The sequence below is a fragment of the Sphingomonas sp. CCH10-B3 genome, assembly GCF_001556185.1.
GTDB lineage: Bacteria > Pseudomonadota > Alphaproteobacteria > Sphingomonadales > Sphingomonadaceae > Sphingomonas > Sphingomonas aquatica.
The window spans coordinates 124,829-148,970 of the sequence record NZ_LSIJ01000021.1 but is presented as its reverse complement, the minus strand read 5'-3'; the positions used below and the strand labels follow the sequence as shown (position 1 = coordinate 148,970).

General features: G+C 64.6%; 15 protein-coding genes and 1 tRNA gene. 12 read left to right on the top strand and 4 right to left on the bottom strand.

Translation table 11 applies throughout. The features are described 5' to 3' along the window. The 5 genes from AX672_RS05330 to AX672_RS05310 form a co-directional block, all read left to right on the top strand. Nucleotides 1–1,323: MATE family efflux transporter (locus AX672_RS05330; protein ID WP_082730395.1), on the top strand; the 1,323-nt coding region annotated here is incomplete at its 5' end. A 39-nt stretch (nucleotides 1,324–1,362) separates the two neighbouring features. Beyond that, entirely contained in the window at nucleotides 1,363–2,352 is a 990-nt protein-coding gene (gene hemB / locus AX672_RS05325; protein ID WP_066649334.1) for a porphobilinogen synthase, read from the top strand. A gap of 10 nt (nucleotides 2,353–2,362) precedes the next feature. Further along, a complete protein-coding gene (locus AX672_RS05320) occupies nucleotides 2,363–2,890 on the top strand; it encodes a GNAT family N-acetyltransferase (RefSeq protein ID WP_066649331.1) in 528 nt (175 codons plus the stop codon). Beyond that, entirely contained in the window at nucleotides 2,887–3,435 is a 549-nt protein-coding gene (locus tag AX672_RS05315) for a GNAT family N-acetyltransferase (RefSeq protein ID WP_066649328.1), read from the top strand. The genes AX672_RS05320 and AX672_RS05315 overlap by 4 nt, the downstream gene beginning before the upstream one ends. A 50-nt stretch (nucleotides 3,436–3,485) precedes the next feature. Continuing rightward, nucleotides 3,486–5,693 (top strand): spermidine synthase, encoded by a 2,208-nt coding sequence (locus tag AX672_RS05310; RefSeq protein WP_066649373.1) that lies wholly within the window; start codon nucleotides 3,486–3,488, stop codon nucleotides 5,691–5,693. 15 nt (nucleotides 5,694–5,708) lie between these two features. Here the strand turns inward: AX672_RS05310 and AX672_RS05305 are convergent, their stop codons facing one another. Beyond that, complete coding sequence (locus AX672_RS05305) at nucleotides 5,709–6,197, bottom strand: hypothetical protein (protein WP_066649325.1); 489 nt, start codon at nucleotides 6,195–6,197, stop codon at nucleotides 5,709–5,711. 82 nt (nucleotides 6,198–6,279) lie between these two features. Between AX672_RS05305 and AX672_RS05300 the strand changes: the two genes are divergently transcribed. From AX672_RS05300 to AX672_RS05290, 3 genes are all read left to right on the top strand, one after another. Continuing rightward, nucleotides 6,280–6,356, top strand: a tRNA-Arg gene (locus AX672_RS05300). 203 nt (nucleotides 6,357–6,559) lie between these two features. Then, entirely contained in the window at nucleotides 6,560–11,596 is a 5,037-nt protein-coding gene (locus AX672_RS05295; protein WP_202189244.1) for a Calx-beta domain-containing protein, read from the top strand. 124 nt (nucleotides 11,597–11,720) lie between these two features. Then, a complete protein-coding gene (locus AX672_RS05290) occupies nucleotides 11,721–16,895 on the top strand; it encodes a beta strand repeat-containing protein (RefSeq protein WP_066649320.1) in 5,175 nt (1,724 codons plus the stop codon). 98 nt (nucleotides 16,896–16,993) lie between these two features. Here AX672_RS05290 and AX672_RS05285 read toward each other — a convergent pair whose 3' ends face one another. Then, on the bottom strand, nucleotides 16,994–17,749 hold the full coding sequence (locus tag AX672_RS05285) for a hypothetical protein (protein ID WP_066649318.1): 756 nt from the start codon (nucleotides 17,747–17,749) through the stop codon (nucleotides 16,994–16,996). A 259-nt stretch (nucleotides 17,750–18,008) separates the two neighbouring features. Between AX672_RS05285 and AX672_RS05280 the strand changes: the two genes are divergently transcribed. Genes AX672_RS05280 through AX672_RS05270 form a run of 3 tightly spaced genes read left to right on the top strand, consistent with a single transcriptional unit; the run spans nucleotide 18,009 to nucleotide 22,449 of the window. Beyond that, complete coding sequence (locus tag AX672_RS05280; RefSeq protein ID WP_202189243.1) at nucleotides 18,009–19,433, top strand: TolC family protein; 1,425 nt, start codon at nucleotides 18,009–18,011, stop codon at nucleotides 19,431–19,433. Further along, the gene (locus AX672_RS05275; protein ID WP_331711172.1) at nucleotides 19,430–21,154 is read left to right on the top strand and encodes an ATP-binding cassette domain-containing protein; all 1,725 of its coding nucleotides are present in this window, start codon (nucleotides 19,430–19,432) and stop codon (nucleotides 21,152–21,154) included. Before AX672_RS05280 ends, AX672_RS05275 begins: the two co-directional genes overlap by 4 nt. Further along, nucleotides 21,154–22,449 (top strand): HlyD family type I secretion periplasmic adaptor subunit, encoded by a 1,296-nt coding sequence (locus AX672_RS05270; protein ID WP_066649314.1) that lies wholly within the window; start codon nucleotides 21,154–21,156, stop codon nucleotides 22,447–22,449. Before AX672_RS05275 ends, AX672_RS05270 begins: the two co-directional genes overlap by 1 nt. A gap of 4 nt (nucleotides 22,450–22,453) precedes the next feature. On the opposite strand, the gene AX672_RS05265 is transcribed toward AX672_RS05270, so the two are convergent. After that, nucleotides 22,454–22,741, bottom strand: coding sequence for a PqqD family protein (locus tag AX672_RS05265; RefSeq protein ID WP_066649312.1), 288 nt, complete (start codon nucleotides 22,739–22,741; stop codon nucleotides 22,454–22,456). A 140-nt stretch (nucleotides 22,742–22,881) separates the two neighbouring features. Between AX672_RS05265 and AX672_RS18515 the strand changes: the two genes are divergently transcribed. Beyond that, the gene (locus AX672_RS18515) at nucleotides 22,882–23,133 is read left to right on the top strand and encodes a hypothetical protein (RefSeq protein ID WP_168727342.1); all 252 of its coding nucleotides are present in this window, start codon (nucleotides 22,882–22,884) and stop codon (nucleotides 23,131–23,133) included. A 60-nt stretch (nucleotides 23,134–23,193) separates the two neighbouring features. Here the strand turns inward: AX672_RS18515 and AX672_RS05260 are convergent, their stop codons facing one another. Then, nucleotides 23,194–24,087, bottom strand: coding sequence for an HPr kinase/phosphorylase (locus AX672_RS05260; RefSeq protein ID WP_168727341.1), 894 nt, complete (start codon nucleotides 24,085–24,087; stop codon nucleotides 23,194–23,196). Between the last annotated feature and the right edge of the window lie 55 nt (nucleotides 24,088–24,142).

Genomic DNA, 24,142 nt, shown 5'->3' with positions numbered 1-24,142 from the left:
ATCTGGGTGGGGCGGCTGCTCGGCGAGAGCGCGCTGGCGGCGACATCGAACGCCAACAACATCATGTTCCTGATGTTCGCCGCCGTCTTCGGCTTCGGCATGGCCGCGACCATCCTCGTCGGGCAGAGCTTCGGGCGCCGCGACATCGACGGTGCGCGGCGCGCCTTCGGCTCGGCGGTGGGGCTGGTGTTCTGGACCTCGGTGGTGGTGGCAGCGCTGGGGTGGATTTTCGCGCGCGAAATTCTCGCGGCGCTGGCGACGCCGGGCGAGGCGATGGGGCTCGCGCTCGTCTATCTGCGGATCATTTTCCTGTCGCTGCCAACATCGATGCTGATCGTGCTGATGACGATGGGGCTGCGCGGCACCGGTGACGCGATGACGCCGCTGTTCGTCACCTTGTTCGCCGCCCTGCTCGATGTCGGATTGAACCCGCTGCTGATCCTGGGCTTCGGCCCGGTCGCGCCGATGGGGATTGCGGGGTCGGCGATGGCATCGCTGATCGCCAATCTCGCGGCCTGTGCGGCGCTGATCGCCTATATCTATGCGCGCGACCTGCCGATCCGCTTGCGGGGGAGCGAGCTCGGCTATCTGTTCCCGTCGCGCGCGCTGGTGTGGGCGATCGTCGCCAAGGGCGTGCCGATCGGCGCGCAGATGATCGTCATCGGCCTTGCCGGGCTGACGATGTACGGCCTCGTCAATCGCGAAGGCGTCGATACCAGCGCGGCGTTCGGCGTGACGCTCCAGCTCTGGGCCTATGTCCAGATGCCGGCGATGGCGATCGGCGCGGCGGTGAGCGCGATGGCGGCGCAGAACATCGGCGCGGGCAAATGGGACCGGATCGGCAGGATCACCGGCTCGGGCATCCTGTTCAACACCATCATCACCGGCGTGATGGTGCTGGCTCTGATTGCGTTCGACCGGCCGGTGATGGCGCTGTTCCTCGGCGGCGACAGTGCCGCGCTGCCGATCGCGCGGCATATCCAGCTGATCGCGACCTGGGGCTTCATCCTGTTCGGGATGACGATGGTGTTCTTTGGCGTCGTGCGCGCGAACGGCGCGGTGCTGGGGCCGCTCGCGATCCTGTTCGTCGCGATGTTCCCGCTGCGGCTTGGCTTCGCGACGCTCGCGCGGCCGATGCTGGGGGTGGATGCCTTGTGGTGGTCGTTTCCGGTCGGATCGATCAGCACGGTGGCGCTGGCGGGGCTATTCTATCGCTATGGCCCGTGGCGGCGCGAAAAGCTGGTGGTGCCGACCGCGCACGAAACCGAGGGCTGCACCCACATCGCCGTCGAGCCGGGCGGGAGCCTTAAACCGGCGGGCTAGGGGCTTGCACGGGGCGAGGCGCTGGACCAGAACCGGCACATGACCAGCTATCCCGCGCTTCGCCTTCGTCGTACTCGTTCCGCGCCGTGGAGCCGTCGGCTTCATGCCGAGACGGTGCTGACGCCCGCCGACCTGATCTGGCCGCTGTTCATCGCGGACGGGGAGGGTGTCGAGGAACCGATCGCGAGCCTGCCCGGCGTGTCGCGCTGGTCGGTCGACGGTATCGTTGCGCGCGCCAAGGAAGCGCTGGCGGCGGGCATCCCATGCGTTGCGCTCTTCCCCAACACGCCGCGCGAACTCCGCACCGATGACGGGGCGGAGGCGCTCAATCCCGACAACCTGATGTGCCGCGCGATCGGCGCGATCAAGGATGCAGTGCCCGGCATCGGCGTGCTGACCGATGTCGCACTCGATCCCTATACCGCGCATGGTCATGACGGGCTGGTGGACAGCCAAGGCTATGTCCTCAACGACGACACCGCCGAAGTGCTGGTGGCGCAGGCGCTCAATCAGGCAGCGGCCGGGGCCGAAATAATCGCGCCGTCGGACATGATGGACGGGCGCATCGGCCTGATCCGCGAAGCGCTCGAGGACGAAGGCCATGTCAATGTCCAGATCATGTCCTATGCCGCCAAATATGCGAGCGCCTTCTACGGCCCGTTCCGCGACGCTGTCGGCTCGCGCGGGCTGCTGAAGGGCGACAAGAAGACCTATCAGATGGATCCCGCCAACGCCGATGAAGCGTTGCGCGAAGTCGCGCTCGACCTCGACGAAGGCGCCGACAGCGTGATGGTCAAGCCGGGCTTGCCCTATCTCGACATCATCGTTCGAGTGAAGAGCGCGTTCGAAGTTCCTGTATTCGCTTATCAAGTCTCGGGCGAATATGCGATGATTGAAGCCGCCGTGGCGGCAGGCGCGGCCGAGCGCGACGCGATGGTGCTGGAAACGCTGATGGCGTTCAAGCGCGCGGGTTGCTCGGGCGTACTGACCTATCACGCGCTCCACGCCGCACGGCTGATGGGCGGCTGAACACGAAGCGATGATCGAGACCGCACGGCTGATCCTGCGGCTGCCCGAACCGCGCGACCGGGCGGCCCTGCACGCGATGTGGGCCGACCCGGAGGTGATGGCGGAGCTCGGGCCAGTGAAGGACGCCGCTGCGAGCGACGCGGTGCTCGCCAAGCACGATGGCTATCGTCACGAAGGACTGGGCTTTTGGACGGTTGAACGCCGCGCCGATGGGGTGGTCGTCGGCTTCTGCGGGCTCAAGCGCGGCGACGCGCACAATCCGATCGCTGGCGAGATCGAAGCGGGGTGGATCATCGATCGGCCCTATTGGCGGCAAGGCTATGCGCTGGAGGCAATGATGGCGTCGCTCGATTGGGGCTGGGCGCATTTCGACACGCCCCGCATCGTTGCGATCACCTCGGCAGTAAACCGCAAGAGTCAGGCGCTGATGGAGCGGCTGGGGATGCAGCGTCTGGTAGACGGCGATTTCGACCATGCCCTGATTGCGGCGGGTGATCCGCTGCGCGCCATGGTCACTTATGCGATTGACCGGCCATGATCGAAACCGAACGGCTCATCATCCGCCCCTGGCGTGACAGCGACCGCGCGCCGTTCGCCGCGATGGGGCAGGACCCGGAGGTGCGGCGGTTTCTGGGGCCGCCGCAGTCCCGTGTGGAAAGCGATGCCGTCATCGACCGGATGATCGCCATGCAAGCCGCGCTCGGCTATTGCTTCTGGGCGCTTGAACGCCGCGCCGACACTGCTTTTCTGGGCTTTTGCGGCCTGAAGCCCGGCCCTGTCGGCACACCGCTGGAGGGCGAAGTCGAAATCGGCTGGCGGCTGGCACATGCCCATTGGGGGCAGGGATTCGCGCGGGAAGCCGCGCAGGCGTCGCTTGACTGGGCCTGGGCCAATCTGACCATTAACTCGGTCTGGTCGATGACTGTTCCCGCCAACACCGCCAGCTGGGGGCTCATGGAGCGGCTGGGCATGTCCCGGCTGGCCGATCGGGACTTCGATCATCCGGCCGTACCCGATGGCAGCCCGCTCAAGCGCCACATTGTCTATCGCATCGATCGACCCTTTATTAACCATCTTCGCTGAAGAGGGTCGCGCGCCTTTTTGGCGCCGCGATCTTGGGGGCGAAGATGGACATGTCGGGGACGATAACCGCAGAACGCCCGCGCCAGGCGACGGCGATCGCGTTCGTCGCGGCGATCTTTGCCGGTTCCTTCCTGCTGTTCCTGGTCCAGCCGATGGTCGCACGGATGGCGCTGCCCAAGCTGGGCGGGGCGCCGAGCGTGTGGAATTCGGCGATGCTTGTCTATCAGGCGCTACTGCTCGGCGGCTATGGCTATGCCCATATGCTCGGACGGGTGAGCCCGCGCGTTCAGGGTGCAGTGCATCTGGCGCTGCTGCTGATCGCGGCACTGTGGCTGCCGATCGGGCTGATCGCGGTCGATCTGCCGCCCGATGCGCAACCGGCGATCTGGGTGCCGTGGCTGCTCGGCCTGTCGATCGGGCCGCTGTTCTTCGCTGTCTCCGCGCAGGCCCCGCTGCTCCAGCGCTGGTATTCGAGCGCGAGCGGCGGGCGCGATCCCTATGCGCTTTATGCCGCGTCCAATCTCGGCAGTTTCGGCGGGTTGCTTGCCTATCCGCTGCTGGTCGAACCGCTGCTCGCGGTGCAGGCGCAGCGCTGGCTGTGGAGCGCGGGCTATGGCCTGGTCATCCTGCTGGTTGCCGCCTGCGCGCTGCGACTGCCCAAAGCCGGGGAACGCGCCGCAACCGCGCCGACCAGCACTGCGCCGACACCGGCCACCGTTGTGCGCTGGGTACTGCTCGCGTTCGTGCCGTCGGGGCTGATGCTCGCGGCGACAACCTACATCACCACCGATATCGTCGCGATGCCGCTGCTTTGGGTCATCCCGCTCGGGCTTTACCTGCTCAGCTTCTCGATCGCCTTCGCCGGCAATCGCGCGCCTGCGGAGATCATCACCCGGATTGCCCCGCTGGTCGTGCTGCTGTTCGGCGGTATCATGGTAAGCGGCTTTGAATCGCGCGCCTATCTCAATGCGATCCTCGCGCTGGTGCTGCTGTTCGTGGTGTCGGTCGCGCTCCACACCAGCCTGTTCCGCGCGCGGCCCGAGCCCGACCGGCTTACCGGCTTTTACCTTGCAATGTCGTTCGGCGGCGCGCTTGGCGGTGTGTTTTCGGGGTTGATCGCGCCGCTGGTATTCGACTGGACTTGGGAATATCCGCTGCTGGTGCTGCTCGCCGGGGTGCTGGTGCCGCAGGAAATGGTGATCGGACCGATCGCGCGGCCGTGGCAGGGCGGTGCCCAGCGCGTTCGCATCATGACGCTAGGCGTGGCGCTGGCGACGTTGCTGCTGGTCGTTGTTGCGATCGGCGGCTGGGGCGGGCTGGGCGAAGGCGCGAGCCGCGCCGTGGTTTTCGCGGCGATCGCCGGGCTGGGTCTGGTCGCGCTTGGCCACCGCACGGCGTTTATCGTCGTGCTGTCGGGAGCGCTGGTGATTTTCGGAGGGTTCAGCTCGCTGATGCTGTCGCTCCATGGCGATGCTCGCACGCGCAGCTATTTCGGCGTCTATACAGTTCGTGAGAACCGCGTGCAGCGCCAGCTGGCGCACGGCACGACCGTGCACGGGACCGAACTGATCGGCTCGGTGCGGCGCGAAGTTACGCCGACGACCTATTATGTGCCCGGATCGGGCATCGGCCAGGCAATGCGCGCCGCGCCGACCTTGTTCGGGCCGAAGGCGCGGATCGGCGTGGTCGGGCTGGGGGCGGGGACGCTCGCCTGCTACGCCCAGCCGGGGCAAAGCTGGCGGATCTTCGAAATCGACCCCGCGATCGTGCGGATCGCGCGTGCGCGCTTCGGCTTCCTGCGCCGCTGCCTGCCGGGCGCGGATATCGTGGTCGGCGATGCGCGGCTGGCGCTGGCGGCGCAGCCCAAGGCGAGTTTCGACCTGCTCGCGCTCGATGCCTTTTCGTCGGACGCCGTGCCGATGCACCTGATGACGCGCGAAGCCTTTGCGCGTTATGCGCACACGCTGGCGCCGAACGGACTGCTGCTGGTGCACATTTCGAACCGTTTCCTCGATCTGGAGCCTGTGGTGGCGGCCAATGCGGCTGCCGATGGCTGGCACGCGGCGTCGCTTGTCTATCGCCCCGGCGATAAGCCGCGCGAGGGCGAGACGGTGTCACAGTGGATCGCGCTGAGCCGTGATCAAGCGGCGCTGGCCACGCTCACGCAGGGCAATCCCGACTGGCAGCCGCTGCGCGCGCGGCGTGGTTTCGTGCCGTGGACCGACGACCATTCGAGCATCCTGCCGCTGCTCAAATAGCGCGGGCATAATCGCTCAGCCCGGCGGCAGCTGCGCTTCGAGCGTGCGGATAATCGTGCCCTCGTCCTCGTGCTGCGTCATTGCGCGTGCGCGGGCATCCTCCAACGCGGGATAGGGGGGCTGGCCAGCCGCCGCCCGGTCGATCGCGTCGGTTTCGAGATCGGACAGCGTCGACGACGACTGCACGCGGAGCACGTCCAGATCGGCGAGCGCGACTTGCGCATCGAGCCAGGGCTCGCTGCCGGCGGGCTTGCCTTGCGCTGCCTTGACCAGTGTTTCGGCGCGCGTCGCCTGCGCTTCGAATTCGCTGCGCGTCTTGTCGAGCGCGGCCAGCGCGGTGCCGAGCTTGGCGTCGAGCGCGGGATCGACGGCGATGGCGGGGTTGGCCGGCATCGGTTCGGAATCGTCGCGCGTTTCGATGGCGCGCGGCAGCAGCGAGGGGAACCGCCCCGAAGGCTGGGCGCAGCCGGCCAGCAGCAGCAACGGGATAAGGGCGCGCTTCATCGCCGCCGCTCTATGCGGGTGACGGGCAGTGCGCAACGGGCTTGCGCAATCGGCGCAAGGCCTCTAAGGGGCGTCGCTCCACGCACCCGTAGCTCAGCTGGATAGAGCATCAGACTACGAATCTGAGGGTCGGACGTTCGAATCGTTCCGGGTGCGCCATTTCCCCGTTTTGCTATTGTTATGCTCCGCGTGGCCCTAGGTCCGGATGATCCGATCGCGCGCTGCGCCAGCGTGCGCAGCGTCGCGCAAACGCCAATAAATGTGCGTTTTGTAATCCAATTGTCATGTGCTCTCTCTAGCGCGATCAACTGAAAATTAAGGATTCGCGCGAGCCGCCGCGGCGGACAATCGGGGACATGGCCATGAATTTTTTCGGACGCACCGGCAAGCTTGCCACCAGCGATTTCGGGGTGGCACTGGCCGATAATCGGGCCAACATCGTCCTCGATGCAGCCTATTTCAGCGCGCTCGAAGCGGGGCTGACGCCGCCGGTCTCGGACACCGCGAGCCTCGTCGGCGTGCCGAGCCCCGAAAATCAGACGGGCGGCGCAATTGTCAGCGACATCATCAATGTCGGGCCGACGCCGCAGGCGGGAACAATCTCGCTGACGACGCTGGGTGCGGCCTATACGCAGGATTTCAATTCGCTTGCCCTCACCGGCACCAGCAGCACCGTGCCGACCGGCTGGGATTTCCTAGAATCCGCAGCGAACGCCAATACGCTCTACACGGCTAATAACGGCGGCAGCAATGCGGGTGACACCTATAGCTACGGTGCAACCGCTTCGAACGAGCGCGCCTTCGGGATGATGCAGTCCGGTAACCTGGTGTCGACCATCGGCGTATCGTTCACCAACAATACTGGGTCGACGATCACCTCGCTGCAAGTCGCCTACACGGGCGAGCAATGGCGGTTCGGCGCCACGGGCAGAGCCGATCGCCTCGATTTCCAATATCAGGTCGGCGCAACCAACCTTTCGGCAGGTACCTGGACCGACGTTAACGCGCTCGATTTTAGCTCGCCCAACATAACCGCAGCGGTGGGCGCGCTTGACGGCAACGCCGCCGCCAATCGGACCGCGATTACCAGCACGATCACGGGCCTGAGCATCGCCAATGGTGCGACGGTGTGGTTTCGCTGGGTGGACTTTAACGCATCGGGTGCTGACGATGGGCTTGGCGTCGATGATTTCTCGATTACGCCACAGGGTGTTGCCCCGGCGACGTCAGTCACCGTCAACGACGTGTCGATCACCGAAGGCAATAGCGGCACCAGCCTGCTGACCTTCACGATCACCCGGTCGGACAATGCCGGTGCGTTCACGCTCGACTATGCGACAGCCGATGCAACCGCGACGGCGGGCAGCGATTATGTTGCCGCCAATGGCACCGCGACTTTCACGGCGGGCGGCGCGCTGACCCAGACGGTCAGCGTCACGATCAACGGCGACACCGCGCCCGAGGGCAATGAGACCTTACAGATCAACCTCACCAACCTCGCCAGCACGGTCGGTACGGCATCGATCACCGACGCGCAGGGCATCGGCACGATCAATAACGACGACGCGACACCGCCGAGCATCACGATCAACGATGTGTCGATTGTTGAAGGTAATGCGGGCACTTCGATCGCGACCTTCACGGTCACACGCACCGGCGGCACCGATGCCTTTTCGGTCGATTTTGCGACCGCCAACGGCACCGCCACGGCGGGCAGCGATTATGTCGCGGCCAATGGCACGCTCAATTTCGGCGTGGGCGTGAACACCCAGACCGTCAGCGTCACGATCAACGGCGATACGGCATCGGAAGCGGCCGAGACCTTCTTCGTCAACCTGACCAACGCCACCAATGCCACGATCATTGCCGATGCGCAGGGGCAGGGGACGATCACCAATGACGACAATACGCTGATCAGCCAGATTCAGGGCGACAGCTATTACAGCCCGCTGCTGCGCGCGTCGGGCGTCAACGGCTTCAACGTCGCGTCGAGCTTCACCGTGACGGTGCAGGCGATCGTCACCGCGCTCGACGGTGCGGGCAATCGCCAGGGCTTCTACATTCAGGAAGAACTCGCCGATCAGGACGGCAATCCGTTCACGTCGGAGGGCATTTTCGTCCTCACCCGCAATGATGCCGGGGTCGGCAGTTTGCTGACCGCGGCGGCGCCGGGGCTGGCAGTCGGCGACCGCGTGACGCTGACCGCCAACATCATGGAATATCAGGGCTTCAACACCAATTTGCCGATCACGGCATTGGTCAACCCGACCGGCATCACGATCAATTCGTCGGGCAACACACTGCCGACGCGGCTGCTCGACGCGACGGCGAATGTGCCGAACCAGGCGTTCACGCGGGTGACGCCCGACTTTACGGATGCTGTCGACGATGCGGGCGACAGCTTCGACGCCGCCAATTACGGCATTTCCTTCTGGGAAACGGTCGAGGGGATGCTGGTCTCGATCCCCAATGTCCGCGTGGCCGACGGGTTCGTATCGACTTCGGGCGGGCAGCCGTTCTTCAAGGCCTATTCGGAAGATTTCGCCAACCCCACGCAGATCAACAGCCGCGGCGGCTATACGATCAGCGGCGATCCTGCGCTGTCGCCGCCCGATACAGCAGGCGTCAACGACGATGTCCAGACCGGCGGTCGCGTGCTGCACGAAGGCGACACCAATCCCGACATCTTCGAAGTCGACTTCACCGGCTTTGCAACGCCGGCCCCGGCGGGCCTGTCGACCAGCGCGACGATCGGCGACCGGCTCGGCACGCTTGGCGGCATCATCGATTTCGACTTCCAGGAACTGAAGCTGTTCGTCACCAACTTTGACGCTGGCAGCATCCAGACGGCGGGCCAGCCCACGCCCGAAGTTGCGACCTATACGCCCGACAGCCGCCAGCTGACCTTTGCGAATTTCAACGTCGAAAACCTCGACCCGACCGATGGCGCGGCGCGTTTCACGGCGATTGCCAATGCGATTGCGACCAACCTGAAGGCGCCCGACATCATTTCGATCGAGGAGATTCAGGACAATAACGGCGCTGCCGCAGGGGACGGGACCAATGCGACAGGCACCGACGCGTCGATGACCTGGACGATGCTCGTCAACGCGCTCAACCTCGCCACCGGGCAGACATACCAGTGGGTCGACGAGCTGCCGATCTACAATGCCGAAGGCGGCCAGCAGAGCGGCAACATCCGCGTTGGCTTCCTCTACAATACCGGACGCGTCCAGCTCGGCAATCTCGCCGCCAATGCGACCATCGCCGAACGCCGCCAGTACACCGATCGCATCGGCGACAATGTGCGCGATGCGGGCGATCTGATCACCTATTCGGACAATCAGGTCTCTGGCATCAATCCGGCCGACTGGGCAGGCACGCGGCGTTCACTGCTCGGCCAGTTCACGTTCCGGGGCGAAACGATCTTCGTTGCGAGCAGCCACTTCCCGTCGAAGGGCGGGTCGGGCAATTTCTGGCAGTTCAACCAGAATCTCGAAACGGGCAATCCTGCCAATGCGGACGTGGCGCAGCGCAATGCGGTTTCGGAAGACCTCTACACGGTTCTCAACCGCATCCAGACGCTGTCACCGAACGTCGGCATCCTTGCCGGCGGTGACTATAACGATTTCTATTTCTATCGCCCGCTTGAGGCCGCAACCGGCTATGTCTTTGCCGATGGCACTGCCCGCAACGATGGCGCGCGGCTGACCAACCTGACGCTGACGCTGCCGGAAGCCGAGCGCTACACCTATACCTTCGACGGGCGCAGCCAGGCGATCGACCATATCCTCGTCAATCAGCAGCTTGCCGATATCGCGACTTATGACGTCGTCCACATCAACACCGGCTATAACGCGAGCGGGACCGGCGCCAACGCCAGCCCGGCGCTTTCGGATCACGATCCGGCGGTGGTCCAGCTCGATTTCCGCCAGCGCGCCGAGACGCTGACCGGCACGGCAGCCGGTGAGACGATCAACGGCTTTGGCGGCAATGACACGATCGATGGCAATGGCGGCACCGACACGCTGATCGGCGGATTGGGCGATGACATCTTCATCGTCGACAGCCTGGATGACATCGTCACCGAAAATGCCGGCGAAGGTACTGACGAAGTGCGGACGTCGATCGCCAATTACGTGCTGCCGACCAATGTCGAGCGGCTGGTCTATACTGGCACGGCGAACCAGACCCAGTCGGGCAACAACGGCAACAACGACATCACCGGCGGGTCGGGCGTCGACACGTTCGACCTGAGCCAGGGCGGCAATGACACCGTCAATGGCGGCGACGGCAACGACTCCTTCTTCTTCGGCGCAACCTTTGATGCCAACGACAATGTCGACGGCGGCACCGGGACCAACGACCAGATCGGTCTGCAGGGCAATTACGGCGCGCTGACACTGGGCACCAATTCGACGAGGAATGTCGAAGTGCTGGCGGTATTGCCGGGCGCCGGGTTCAGCTACAACATCACCACGATCGACGCCAATGTCGCGGCGGGGCAGGAACTGGTGGTGTTCGGCACCAATCTCGCGGCGGGCAACAACTTTACCTTCAACGGCTCGGCCGAAACCAACGGCACCTTCCGCGTCTATGGCGGGCTTGGCACCGATAATTTCACGGGCGGCGCCGGCAATGATGGCTTCTATTTCGGTCCCGATCGGTTCAGCGCGGGCGATGTCGTGAACGGTGGTGCAGGCACCAACGATCAGGTCGCGCTCGACGGCAATTACACCGCAACGATCAGCGCCACGCAGCTTCAGAATGTCGAGGTGCTGGCGCTGCTCCGGGGTGTGGTTGGAGACCTTGCCACCTATAGCATCACGCTGGCGGATGACCTGATCGGTGCGGGTCAGACGTTCACGGTGTTCGGGCTCGCGGTCGAAACGGGCTTCACGCTCAACGCAGCGGGCGAGACCAACGGCAACGTCAATGTCACCGGCGGCAGCGGCAACGACACGATTACCACTGGCGCCGGCAATGACCGCATCTTCGGTGGCGGCGGTGCTGATGTCCTCAACGGCGGTGCCGGTGCCGACACCTTGGCCTATGATGCGGTCAGCCAGTCGACGGGGGCCAATTTTGACACCATCGTCGGGTTTGTCTCGGGCACGGATCGCATCGACTTCAACTTCACGGTGACGGGCGTCGGCGCCACGGTGAGCACCGGCGCGCTGTCGACGGCAAGCTTCGATGCCAATTTGGCAGCTGTCATCGGCGCGGGCCAGCTGGCGGCGAACAACGCGGTGTTGTTCCAGGCCGATGGCGGCGACCTGGCCGGGCTGACGTTCCTGGTGGTCGATGCCAATGGCGTTGCCGGCTATCAGGCGGGCAGTGATTACGTGATCCAGCTCACCACGCCGCCGGCATCGCTCGCCACGAGTGATTTTATCTAGGCAAGCGGCGCCCCTCAGTTCTTCGCGGCATTTGTAACTTTTGTGTCATCACGGCTGCGTAGCGGTGGTTAACAATTGTGAAGGATTCGTGCGACCCGCCGCGGCGGGCAATCGGGGACATGTCATGAATTATCTCGGACGCACCGGCAGGATTGCGGCACTCGACGTTGATGCTGGCTCGCTTGCCGACCACCGCGCCAATCTCTTCCTCGACGCCAATTATTTCGCGATGCTCGAAGCGGGCAAGTCGCCGCCGGTGGCGGACGCGGCTGGCTTGGTCGGCGTGCCGAGCCCCGAAAGCCAGACGGGTGGCGCGATTGCGAGCGACATCATCAATGTCGGGCCGACGCCGCAGGACACCGTGCGCTTTCTGCTTTCTAGCGGTAACTTTACGCAGAACTGGTCGAGCGCACTCGTGGTGAATGACGACTGGAGCAGTGTCCCCAGCATCGTGGGTTATCGTGGGGATGGGCTTGCCGGCGGCACAGCAGTCGACCCGCGAACCATAACGGGCAATGTCGCGAGTCCGATAGTTGATTTGAACGTGTTTCAAACCAACCCCAATACCTTTACAACGGGTGGGGTGACCTATTTCTCCGGCGCAATGGTTGGCGGTGATGGGGTTGTCGCACTTGCCGGATCGGGCACGGCTAGGGCTCCTCATCTCCAATTTTACCTTGATTCGACGGGGCGGCAGGACATTACGGTGTCATATCGCCTGCGCGACCTTGAAACCGGAAGTGACAATGCGGCCCAGCAGGTCGCGCTTCAATATCGCACTAGCTCGACCGGTACTTGGAGCAATGTAACCGGCGGCTATACAGCTGATGCGACTGCGGGACCAAACACGGCTGGTCCCGACATTAATGTCAGCGTTACACTGCCAGCTGACGCAAATAACCAGTCGCAGCTTGAACTGCGTATCATTACCACCGATGCTGCGAGCAATGACGAATGGGTCGGCATTGACGACATTGTTGTTTCGAGCAGCCCCGGCGCGACCACGGTCACCGTCAATGATGTCTCGGTCACCGAAGGCAATGCTGGCACGAGCCTGCTGACCTTCACGATTACCCGGTCGGACAATGTGGGCGCCTTCACGCTTAACTACGCGACGGCGGACGCGACCGCCACGGCGGGCAGCGATTATGTCGCCGCCAATGGCACCGCGACCTTCACGGCGGGCGGCGCGCTGACCCAGACCGTCAGCGTCACGATCAACGGCGACACCGCGCCCGAGGCGAACGAGACCTTCCAGCTCAATCTCACCAACCTCGCCAGCACGATCGGTACGGCATCGATCACCGACGCGCAGGGCATCGGCACGATCACCAACGACGACACGGCCCCGCTCCCCAATCTGACGATCAATGACGTCACGGCTGCCGAGGGCAACAGCGGCACGACCACCTTCACTTTCACGGTATCGCTCAGCGCGCCGGCACCGGCTGGCGGCGTGACATTCGACATCGCGACCGCCGATGGCACGGCAACGGGTGGCAGCGACTTTGTTGCGCGCACGCTGACGTCGCAGACGATCCTCGCCGGGGCGTCGACCTACACCTTCGATGTGACCGTCAATGGCGACACGACCTTCGAGCCGAACGAGACTTTCGTCGTCAATGTGACCAACGTCACCGGCGCGACAGTTTCTGACGGGCAAGGGCAAGGCACGATCACCAACGACGATACCGCGCCCGCGCCGACGCTGGTGAGCAGCACGCCCGCCGACAATGCGACGGGTGTCGCGATCGGCGCGAACATCGTGTTGACCTTCGACCAGAATGTGCAGGCGGGCACAGGCGACATCATCCTGCGCCCGGCGACCGGCTCTGACATCACGATCCCGGTTGCCAATGCGCAAGTGACGTTCAGTGGCAGCACGGTGACGATCAACCCGACCGCCGATCTGCGCCCCGGCGTTGCCTATGACGTGATCATTGGGTCGGGCGTGATCACCAATAGCGGCGGCACGGCGTTTGCCGGTATCGCGCTCGATGCGCTCGACTTTACCAGCAGCTTCAGCATTCCGGACGGGACTTTCAATGCCGTGTTCGCGATCGCGGACCCTGGCACGTTCACGCTGCAGAGTGGTACGACGCGTAATGCTAGCGGGAGCAACGGTGTGTTGGTCGCCGCGGCCACTGGTCCGGTCAATGTGACGATCGACGGAACGCTGAACTTTACCTCGCCCGGGCAGCGGGCGATCAACTATGGCAACGTCCCTTTCAACGGCACGATCAGTGTCGGCGCAAGCGGTGTCGTCCAGTCGCTCAATGGCGATGCGATCCGCAGCCAGTCGGCGCGCGGCCAGATCGACCTGACCAACCTGGGCCAGATCATCGCGCGGTCCGTGGCATTTACCCCGAGCGTCGGCGGCACCAATCCGGGCACCGCTTTTGCGATCACCTATAATGCTGCGCTTGGGGCGAATGGTGCCTTGCCCACCGACTTCACCAGCGGCGGCAGAATAGTCAATGGTAGTTTTGGCAATTCGGCGGCGCTGATCCGCAGCGATAACGGCGATGCCATCCGACTCGGCTCGCACCAGACGTTGATCAATTACGGCACGATCAACGGCAACGGCCCGATCAATGACGCCGCGACCAACAACGTCTTCAATGGCGCCAATGGCAATCCGAATACCTCGACGACCCAGACCTATGACGTCTCGCGCGGGGTGCGGATCAACCAAGCTGCGGCGACTGCAGTTACAATCAGCAATTTCGGTACAATCACCGGTGCGCAGCACGGGGTCGACGTGGGCGTGACCGATGCGACCGGTATCATCATCCAGAATGGCGCCAGCGGACAAATCATCGGCCGCAATGGATCGGGCATCGGCGCCGACACCATTGTTGCTGGCGGCACTAACTTCAGGATTGTCAATGACGGCCTGATCCGCGGCAGTTCGGCGCCTGCTTTCGACCGTGCAGGCTATGTATCGGTCGATGGCGATGGCGATGGCATCGATGTTGATGGTGGAGCATCAATCACCAATAATGCCAGCGGCGTAATCGAATCGACGGGCGCGACCGGGTTCGATAGCAACGGCCGGGCGAATAATTCGGAAGCGATCTCGATCGGCGGCGGATCGGTCACCAATCAGGGAAGGATCGAGGGGGCAAATTTCGGCATCGTCGTCAACAATGACTCGAACGCAGACAACAGCCGTTCGGGTAACACCCAGACGACGATCCGCAATTTCGCCGGCGGCATGATCACGGGCACCACCGGTTTTGCGATCCGGTTGGAAAACAAGACCGGTACGGCGATCGATAATGATTCGATCACCAATTACGGCGCGATCATCGGCAACGGCAATGTCCCCACCGGCACGGTGCTGCGCCAGGACAATATCGCCGATCCGGGGACGGTCGGCACGCTCGACGGGGTGACCTATACCGTAGCCGACGCCGGCAATGCGCGCTTCATTCGCGGCGACGGCGCGGCGATCCAGATGGGCGAGGGCAATGACACGCTCGTCAATTACGGCAACATCACGGGCAATAGCGGGCGGGCCATCAATCTCGAGGGCGGGAACGACCAGCTCACGTGGCGCACCGGATCGAGCGTTGCGGGCCGGATTGACGGGGGCGCGGGCACCGACACGCTGATCCTCGCGCTCGACGACCGCACCAATGGCAATGCCCAGACGGGCAATAATTCGGGTGTGACCGTCGGGTTGGTTCGCGAAGTGATCAACTTCGAGAGCCTCACCGTCACCAGCGGGACCTGGACGCTCGGCGATTCGCAGGCCTATTCGGGCGGTGTGGCGCTGAATGGCGGGCGGCTCAATCTGGGGCTTGTCGTCACCGGCGCGATCACGTTCGGCGCGGGCGCGCAGACGCTGGGCATCGCCAATGGGGCGCTTGGGACCGATCCGGCCAGGACGCTGGGCAATGCGATCATCGGCTTTGGCGCGGATGGCGATGTGCTCGACTTCACGGGCATCGCCGCCGGCACGGTCATCACGAGCTATGATGCGACAACCGGCCTGCTGAAGCTGATCGATTCTGGCGATACGGCACAAGCGACAATCAATGTCGGCACAGGGTTGGGCGCCTTCGCGTTCAGCCTGACCAATAACGGCAGTGGCGGGACGGCGGTGTCGCTGGTTGCCAACGCGGGCGGCAATACTGGCTTCGGCGGTTCAGGCGGCAATGATAATTACACCGGCACCGCAGGCAACGACTTCTTCAACTTCAGCCAGGGCGGCAATGACCGCGTCAATGGCGGCGACGGCAATGACGGCTTCCTGTTCGGCGCCGCATTTACGGCCGGCGACAGTGTCGATGGCGGCAATGGGACCAACGACCAGATCGGCCTGCAGGGCAATTACGCCGGCGCCAACGCGCTGACACTCAGCGCGAATACGATCGCCAATGTCGAAGTCATCGCGGTGCTGCCTGGCTTCAGCTATGACATCACCACGGTCGACGCCAACATCGCCGCCGGGCAGACTCTGACGTTGTTCGGCACCAATCTCGGCGCGGGTGACAATTTCACCGTCAATGCGTCGGCCGAAACCGATGGCGCGGTGCGTGTCTATGGCGGGCTCGGCATCGACACCTTCACGGGTGGCGCGGGCAATGACGGCTTCTACTTCGGCCCCGGTCGTTTCAATCCGGCGACCGACACGGTCAACGGCGGCGCGGGAGCCAATGATCAGCTCGCGCTCGACGGGAATTACACGGGCACGCTGACCGGCGCACAGATCAGCAATGTCGAAGTCCTCGCGCTGCTCGCAGGCGTGGCGGGCGATTTTGCCACTTACAACATTCAGTTCGCCGACTCGTTGGTCGGCGCGGGGCAGAACTTCACCGTGTTCGCGCTGCCGGTCGTGACCGCGCTGCAGCTCGATGCCAGCGCTGAAACCAATGGCAATTACAGCTTCACAGCTGGCAGCGTCGCCGACACGGTGATCGGCGGTGCGGGCAATGACACTTTCTTCGGTGGCACTGGCGCCGATGTGTTGACTGGCGGGGCTGGCAACGATCTCTTCCGCTACACCGCGATCAACGAAACGTTGCTCGGTGGCGCTGACCGGATCACCGATTTCGCGGTCGGTGACCGGATCGAGCTGACGCAGATCGACGCCGACGGCAATGCCGGCAACGGCGATACGGCCTTTGCGTTCATTGGGGCAGGCGCCTTCACCAACGTCGCCGGGCAATTGCACGTGATTGCCTCGGGCGCCGACTGGCTGGTCGAAGGTGACGTCAATGGCGACGGCGTCGCCGATTTCCAGATCGTGGTGCAGGGCGCGCAGCCGCTCGAAGCGCAATTCGCGTTGTAAGCGCTAGGACGACATTGCAGGGGAAGGGGGCAGCGATGCCCCCCTTGTCTTCGGCGATGCTTGGGGTCGCTGGCACCCTATTGGCGCCAGTGCGATGATCAGGCGCCGAGGCCGTCGCCGTTGGGGGGCGTGATCGGCGGCAGTATCGGCAAATCGCCGAGAGCCGACAGCAGCGAGCCGTCCGAATCCGCGAGTGTGTCGAACAGCGGTACGATCGCGCTTGCTGCCCCGCCGTGCGGCTCGAGCACCGGCGCCCATTCGAGCGCAAATCCGGGGGACGATGACGTGATGGGGTTGGTCGGGGTGACCGAAACGAGCGGCAACGGCGCATCGGCGACCGGGGTCGCAACCCCCCGCACTGGATCGAGCTGGACGATCAACGGCCCGCCTTGAAGCCCAGCGATAGGATTGGCGGCAGGCGCGACCGCCGCGTCGGGGATCACAGCCGCACTGTCGGGACCGGACACGCGCGCGAGATCCCCCGGCAGTGCAAGGGCACGGTCGGGCACGGGTGCCACAAGCGCACTGGAGCCACCGGCGAGCAGGCCGTCGGTGCTGATCATGCGGTCGGGCAAGGTGCCGACTTCGGCGATGACACCAACCGGCGGCGTGCTCGGCGCCGCATCGAGCCCGGGCGGCGTGTCGATCGGCGCGCTTGCCACTGGCTGGGCCGCCGCGGCAGCGAAGCCGACCGTTTGCGCGTCTTCGATGCGCACCAGATCACCGCCACGCAAAAAGCTCGCGATGTCGAAATTGTCGCCTGGGAAACCCTCGCCCGCAAAGGGATTGACGTCAGGCGATCCGCGCGTGAGCGTCGCGCGATCGGCCAGAGTCGGGGTCGGGCGCGTGGGCATTGCTCGCAGCACTCACGATAAGCGGTTGTAAACTCCCAATCCTGTAGTCGATCGCGGAAATAGCGTCAATTATCAGCGAAAGGCGGTTATGGGGCATCGCGGCGATCGCGAGCCGCTGCGCGCGACGTTGACAGCGATGCGAACGGTTCGGAAAGGGAACGCGGCCCGTCCCGATTCGGGTCGCGTCAAGCGATTTGCCCGGCGCGCATGTCGCGGTTGCATCGATGCCGCGGGCGGGGCCAGAGTTGACAGGATGGTGATGCGTAGCGGCAGTGGACGAAAGCAATGGCGAGCGCTTGCTTTCGGCTGCCTGCTCGTGCCGGTCGCCGCGCTGGGGCAGCAGACGACACCGCCGGTGGCGCTGCCGCCCCGTGCAGAAGAGCCGCTGAGCGACGCGCGCGCGCAGGATCCGATCCTGTCGCTCGCCGATTCCGCGATGGCGCGGGCGCCCTTCATGACGGCTGTCGCCAACGCGGTGCGCCAGCACCCGACCGTTGCCGAAGCGCGCGCGGCCGTTGACGCTGCCGAAGCACAGCTCGACGGCGCGCAGGAAGCGACGCGACCGTCGGTCGATATCAATATCCAGAGCTTCCGGGTGATCTCGCGCGATTTTTCGAACGATCCGCTCAACGTGCTTGAACGGACACGCCCGTCGCGGCGTACCGATGGCACGCTCAGCCTCAATCAGGTGGTGTTCGATTTTGGTGCCGGGGGCGAGCGCAAGGCGGCGGCGCGGGCGCGCGTGACCGCGAGCCTTGCCGACATCGACAGCAGCGCTTCGCAAATCGCGCTCGATGTCGTCGTGGCCTGGTATGACGTGGCGGGGTATCGTGCGCTCGGCGGGCTCGCGCGCGGCTTTTTGGCAAGCGAGCAGGAGGCGCGCATTGCCGTGCAGCAGCGGATCGACGCGGGCGTTGCCGCGCCGCTGGATTTGGCGCGGATCGACAGCGCGATTGCCCGAAACAAGGCGCGGCTCGCCGATTATGAGCGCCGGATGCGCGCGGCCGAAGCGCGCTTCTTCGCGCTGACCGGGCGAACGGCGCCACCCGGACTGCAGCGCGCGCCGCGCGCGTGCGGCTTTCAGGGCGGGCAGCAGGAGGCGGTTGCCGCCGCCGCGCACGCTCCCCCGGTGATCAGCGCCGATGCCGCCGCGCAAGCGGCCGCACGCGATGCCCGGGCCGTCACGCGTGAAGCGCGGCCGCTCGTAACCGCCGGGATTGACGCGGGCCGCTATGGCATTTTCGAAACGCCCTATGACTATGACGTCCGCGGTCGCGTCAATCTGCGCGTGCGGCTGTTCGGCGGTATCGAGGCGCGCATGCGTGAAGCCAATGCGCGCGCGCGGCAGGCACAAGCGCGTGCCAATCAGACGCGCGGCGACGCCGGGCGCGACGCGGCGATTGCCTGGTCCGATGTCAATGCGCTGCAGGATCAATTGAGCGCGTTCGAGGAATCCTATCTCGCCGCCCGGATTTCGCGCGACGGCGTTGCCGAGCGCTTCCGCGTCGCGCGTGGATCGGTGTTCGAAGTATTGAATAGCGAGGAAGAATTGTTTCAGGCAGCCGTCAGCTATCTGCAAGGCCTGTCCGAACTGGACACGAACCGCTATGTGTTGCTCGCGCGCACTGGCGGCCTGCTAAATTGTCTGCAGATCGACGTGGCGGCCGGAGATCAAGTGAAGTGACGGGCGAAACGCTGATCGAAACGCCGCGACCGCGCTTCGCCGAATGGCTGGTTGCGCCCATGCGCCGCAATTCCGCCGTCTATACCAAGGTCGCGGTGGCGGCGGTGCTGGTCAACCTGTTCGGGTTCATTACGTCGATCTTCTCGATGGTCGTTTACGACCGCGTGATTCCGCACAATGCAATGTCGTCGCTCGTCGGGCTGTCGATCGGGCTGGCGATCGTCGTTGTGTTCGATTTCGCGCTGAAGCTGCTGCGTGCCTATTTCGTCGATGTCGCCGGTGCCGATATCGACCACGATGTCGGCGACACGGTGTTCGAGCGGATCGTGAAGATGCGCCTCGAATTGCGCAAAGGATCGACCGGCGCGCTCACCGGGCTCATGCGCGAACTCGAAGTGCTGCGCGATTTCTTCGCCTCGGTGACGATGGTCGCGATTGTCGATGTCCCTTTCATTTTCCTCACCTTGCTGCTGATCGCGCTGATCGGCGGCTGGGTGGTGCTTGTGCCGGCAGTGCTGGTCCCGCTGGTGGTGATTGTCGGGCTGTTCACCCAGCCGGCGATGGACCGGCTCGCTGCCGACACGATGCGCGAAGGCCATATCAAGCAATCGGTGCTGGTCGAAACGATCGGCGCGATCGAGACGGTCAAAGCATCAGGCGCCGGGCCGCTTCTCACGGATCGCTGGCGGCGGGCGGTGCGCAATCAAACCGCGACCGCATTGCGCCAACGGTTGATCGGCGCGATCGCGACGACCTTTGCCGGGTCCGCTGGGACCATCGGCTACACCGGCACGGTGATTGTCGGTGCGGTGCTGTCGGGCAATGGCAGTATCACGATCGGCGCGCTGACGGCCTGTTCGATCCTGTCGAGCCGGGCGATTTCGCCGCTCGGGCAGATCGCCAATCTTGCCTCGCGCCTCGCCCAGACGCGCACGGCTTACCGCCAGGTAACCGCGCTGATGGATCAGCCGGTCGAGGGGCCGAGCGGCGAGGGGTTGAAGATGACGCGGCTTTCGGGCGCGATCGAATTGCGCGGCGTCAGCTTTCGCTATCCCGGTGCCGCCGAGCCGGTGTTGAAGGACGTGTCGCTCAAGATTGCCGCGGGCGAGCGCGTGGCACTGCTCGGCCGGGTCGGATCGGGCAAATCGACGCTCGCCCGGCTGATCCTCGGGCTCTACCCGCCGCAGGAAGGCGTGGTGATGATCGACGGCACCGACATCCGCCAGTTCGACCCGAGCTTCCGCCTGTCGATCGGCGTCGCCTTGCAGGAAAGCGTGCTGTTCACCGGTACGCTGCGCGAGAATATCACCCTTGGCCGCGCCGGGATCGACGATGACGAGATGCTGCGCGCCGCGACGCTGTCGGGCACGCACGACTTCATCGGGCGCATCGCCAACGGCTATGACCTGCGGCTTGCCGATCGTGGCGAGGGCCTGTCCGGGGGGCAGCGCCAGTCGATTGCGATCGCGCGGGCGCTGGCCGGCAATCCGCGGCTTCTGGTGCTCGATGAGCCGACCAGCGCAATGGACAATCAGACCGAGCAGGGGCTGATCCAGCGATTGCAGACTGAATTGGCAGACCGGACCGTGATCATCATTACTCACCGTCCGCAATTGCTGGCGCTGGTTCAGCGGGTGATCGTGTTCGAAGGCGGCAAGATCGCTGCCGATGGCCCGCGCGACCAAGTGCTGCGGGCCGCCATGCAAACCAAGGCTGCCTGATGAACCAGATGACGACCGAGTTCGCGCGTCCGGCGACGCGGCGAAGTTCGAGCATCCTGCTCTGGGCAATTGTCGCATTTTTCGTGATTGCCGTGATCTGGGCCGCGTTCACCGAACTCGACAAGACCGTGCGCGCAACCGGCCGGGTGATCCCGACGACACAGCTCCAGATCGTCTCTAACCCCGAAGGCGGCATCGTCCAGCGCATCCTGGTCAATGTCGGCGACGCGGTGACGGCGGGGATGCCGCTGCTCGAGCTCGACCGGACCCAGACGCGCGCCGATCTCGGCAGTGGCAAGGTGACGGTCGGCGCGCTCGAACTGAAGATCGCGCGGCTGACCGCCGAAGTGGCGGGGCGCGAGCCGCAATATCCGGCGGTCACCGACCCGGCGCTGGTCGAGCAAGTCGCCATCGAACGATCGCTTCACCTCGCGCGCATGGCCGATCTGGCGCATGCGACCGAAGCCGCCGACGCCCGGCTCGAAGCGGCGCAGCGCGAAGCGGCAAGCGCAGCGGCGCTGCTGCGGTCGCGCGAGACGATCCGCGACGAAAAGCTGCACGAAGTGACCGTCATCGGCCCGCTGGTCGAAAAGGGCATCGAGCCGCGGCTCAGTCTTGTCCAGGCGCAGGCCGCTGCCGATTCTGCGCGCGCCGATGCACAATCGGCGCTGGCAACGCTTGCCCGCACTCGCGCGCAGATTGCCGAATCGCGGTCGGCGCGGTCGGAGGCGTTGCAACAATGGCGCGCGCAGGCCGCAACCGAGCTCGCCGCCGCACAGGCCGAATATGGGGCACGGGGGCAGGCGCTGCCCGCGCTGGAGAACCGTGCCGCCCGCACCGTGGTTCGCGCGCCGGTCAACGGCACAGTCAATCGCGTGCTGGTGACGACGGCGGGCAGCGCGATCCAGCCCGCGCAGCCGCTGGTCGAAATCGTGCCGGGCAACGATGTTCTGCTGATCGATGCACGCGTGCTGCCGTCGGATATTGCCACGGTCGCAATCGGTCAGCCCGCCAAGGTGTCGCTGACTGCCTATAACCGCACGACCTATGGTCTGCTCGACGCAACGGTCGTGTCGATCTCGCCCGACGCGCTGATCGACGAAAAGAGCGGCCAGAGTTTCTACACGATTCGCGTGCGCACCAAGGCGAACCAGATGGCCGACGCCGATGGCAAGATGCACCCGATCGGTCCCGGCATGGTCGCCGAAGTCGATCTGCTCGGCGAGAAGCGGACGATCCTCGAATATCTGCTGTCGCCGATTCTCGAAACGGGACGCACCGCGCTGCGCGAATGAGCGGTCAGGCCGGGTCGAGCGTGACGAGGCCTTCGCGAACCAATTCGTCGACCAGCTGACCGACATCGCGGCGGCAGGTTTCATCGTCGACATCAAAGGCTGCGGTCAGCGCAGCGCAGAGATCGCCGAAGCGCGTCGGGGTTTCGATGATTGCCCAGATCCGGGTCGCGGTGGCGTTGAAGCCGTAGCAATTGCCGCTTTCCAGATGGAGCCCGACGAGTTCGCCGGCGATCTGCGCGTCAATCATGCCATCGCTGCGGGCAAGGACGGTCTGGTTGCCGATGGGTCGCATGGAAAAAGATGCCATGACCGTGGGAATAATGGCATCAATCGTTCGATGAAAGCAGTAATCATGGGCTCTGCGCACGGGCCGATGAAGAAGTTCTGGCGTCCGTTGAAAGAGCGGAGTACGCCTAGCGTACAGAGCTCAGCATGCAGGCTGATCACACGGCGAATCGGGTTGACAAAAATCCGGCTCACCGCAAAAAGTGTCGCGCAACAAACATGGGGATTTTGTTAATGTCGCCGACGGAACAACCGATTTTGGCCGGTGGCATCGTGCGCGATGGCGAATCCGCTACGCGTGCAGTTTGGCTCGCGCCTGCAGTCGTCAAGATTGTGGCTGCCGACGCGCAACTCGGCACCCGGCCGACCATGACCGACGGTCAATTCACCACATCGTAAGCCCGGTTCGGCTGCGCGTCCGCCGGTTTGTCGGTTCCCTAAACGCGAGCGCTGTTTCCGTCAGTCGTTAGCGATATGGCGCCGTACAGCCGCGACCGTCTCGGCCATGCTGACGAAGTTGATCGGGCGGGTCAGCCGGGCGACCTTACAATGCTGGGCAGTGGCAGTAGCCGCTTCGAAATAGCGCCGATGCTGCGCCATTTGCGCAACGAGGCGCGGGCGATAAGCGTGGTCGCGCATCGCACGCACGATATCGACTCCACCCATCGCCTGAATGTCGACCGCCTCGCCAATCGCGAGTTCGAAGATTGCCGCGATCGGCAGCGGGGTCGTGACGACGCGGCGTGGATCGACGTAATATTTGGTCATATCGGACCGGACCGCCCCGCCACGCCGATCGACGGCGGCTAGTCCTTCGATCGCGCTGTCCCATAATTTGTGGCGCCGGCCATCGGGCGCGACGGTCGGGATGCCGTTGGGGGCAAAATCAATCGCGCAGAAATCGTCAGCGATATGGTCATGGCCGGCGTCGACCATCGCAGCCGCGAGCGTCGACTTGCCCGCGCCGGACGGGCCGCAGAACAGCACCGCGGCATCACCGATTCGCACGGCGCTCGCATGCAGCAGCACGAGCCCGCGCTGATGGAGCAGCGTACCAAAACCGGTGCCGCCCAGATAAAGCGCGAGGTCGTCCGCTGGTGCCTCAGGCTGCGGATCGTACAGAATCGTCGTTCCCTGCCGCATCGACATGCGCATCAGCCCGGCGATGTCGAAGTTCATTTCGTTCGCCGGGTCGGCACTCGGCGCTGTCGGCGGCAGGGCGGCGCGGGCGATGGTAACGTCGGGCGCGGCTGCGGCGGCGACGCGGGCGGACGGCTCCATCGGCAGCAGCCCCGCCATCGCGAGATCGCTCTGCACCCGCAACCCGGCAACGATGTAGAAATACTCGGCCAAACCAATCCCCTCCGACGCTGCGGCCTTGCCAGCAAGCGCCGCGCGCGCCAAGCGG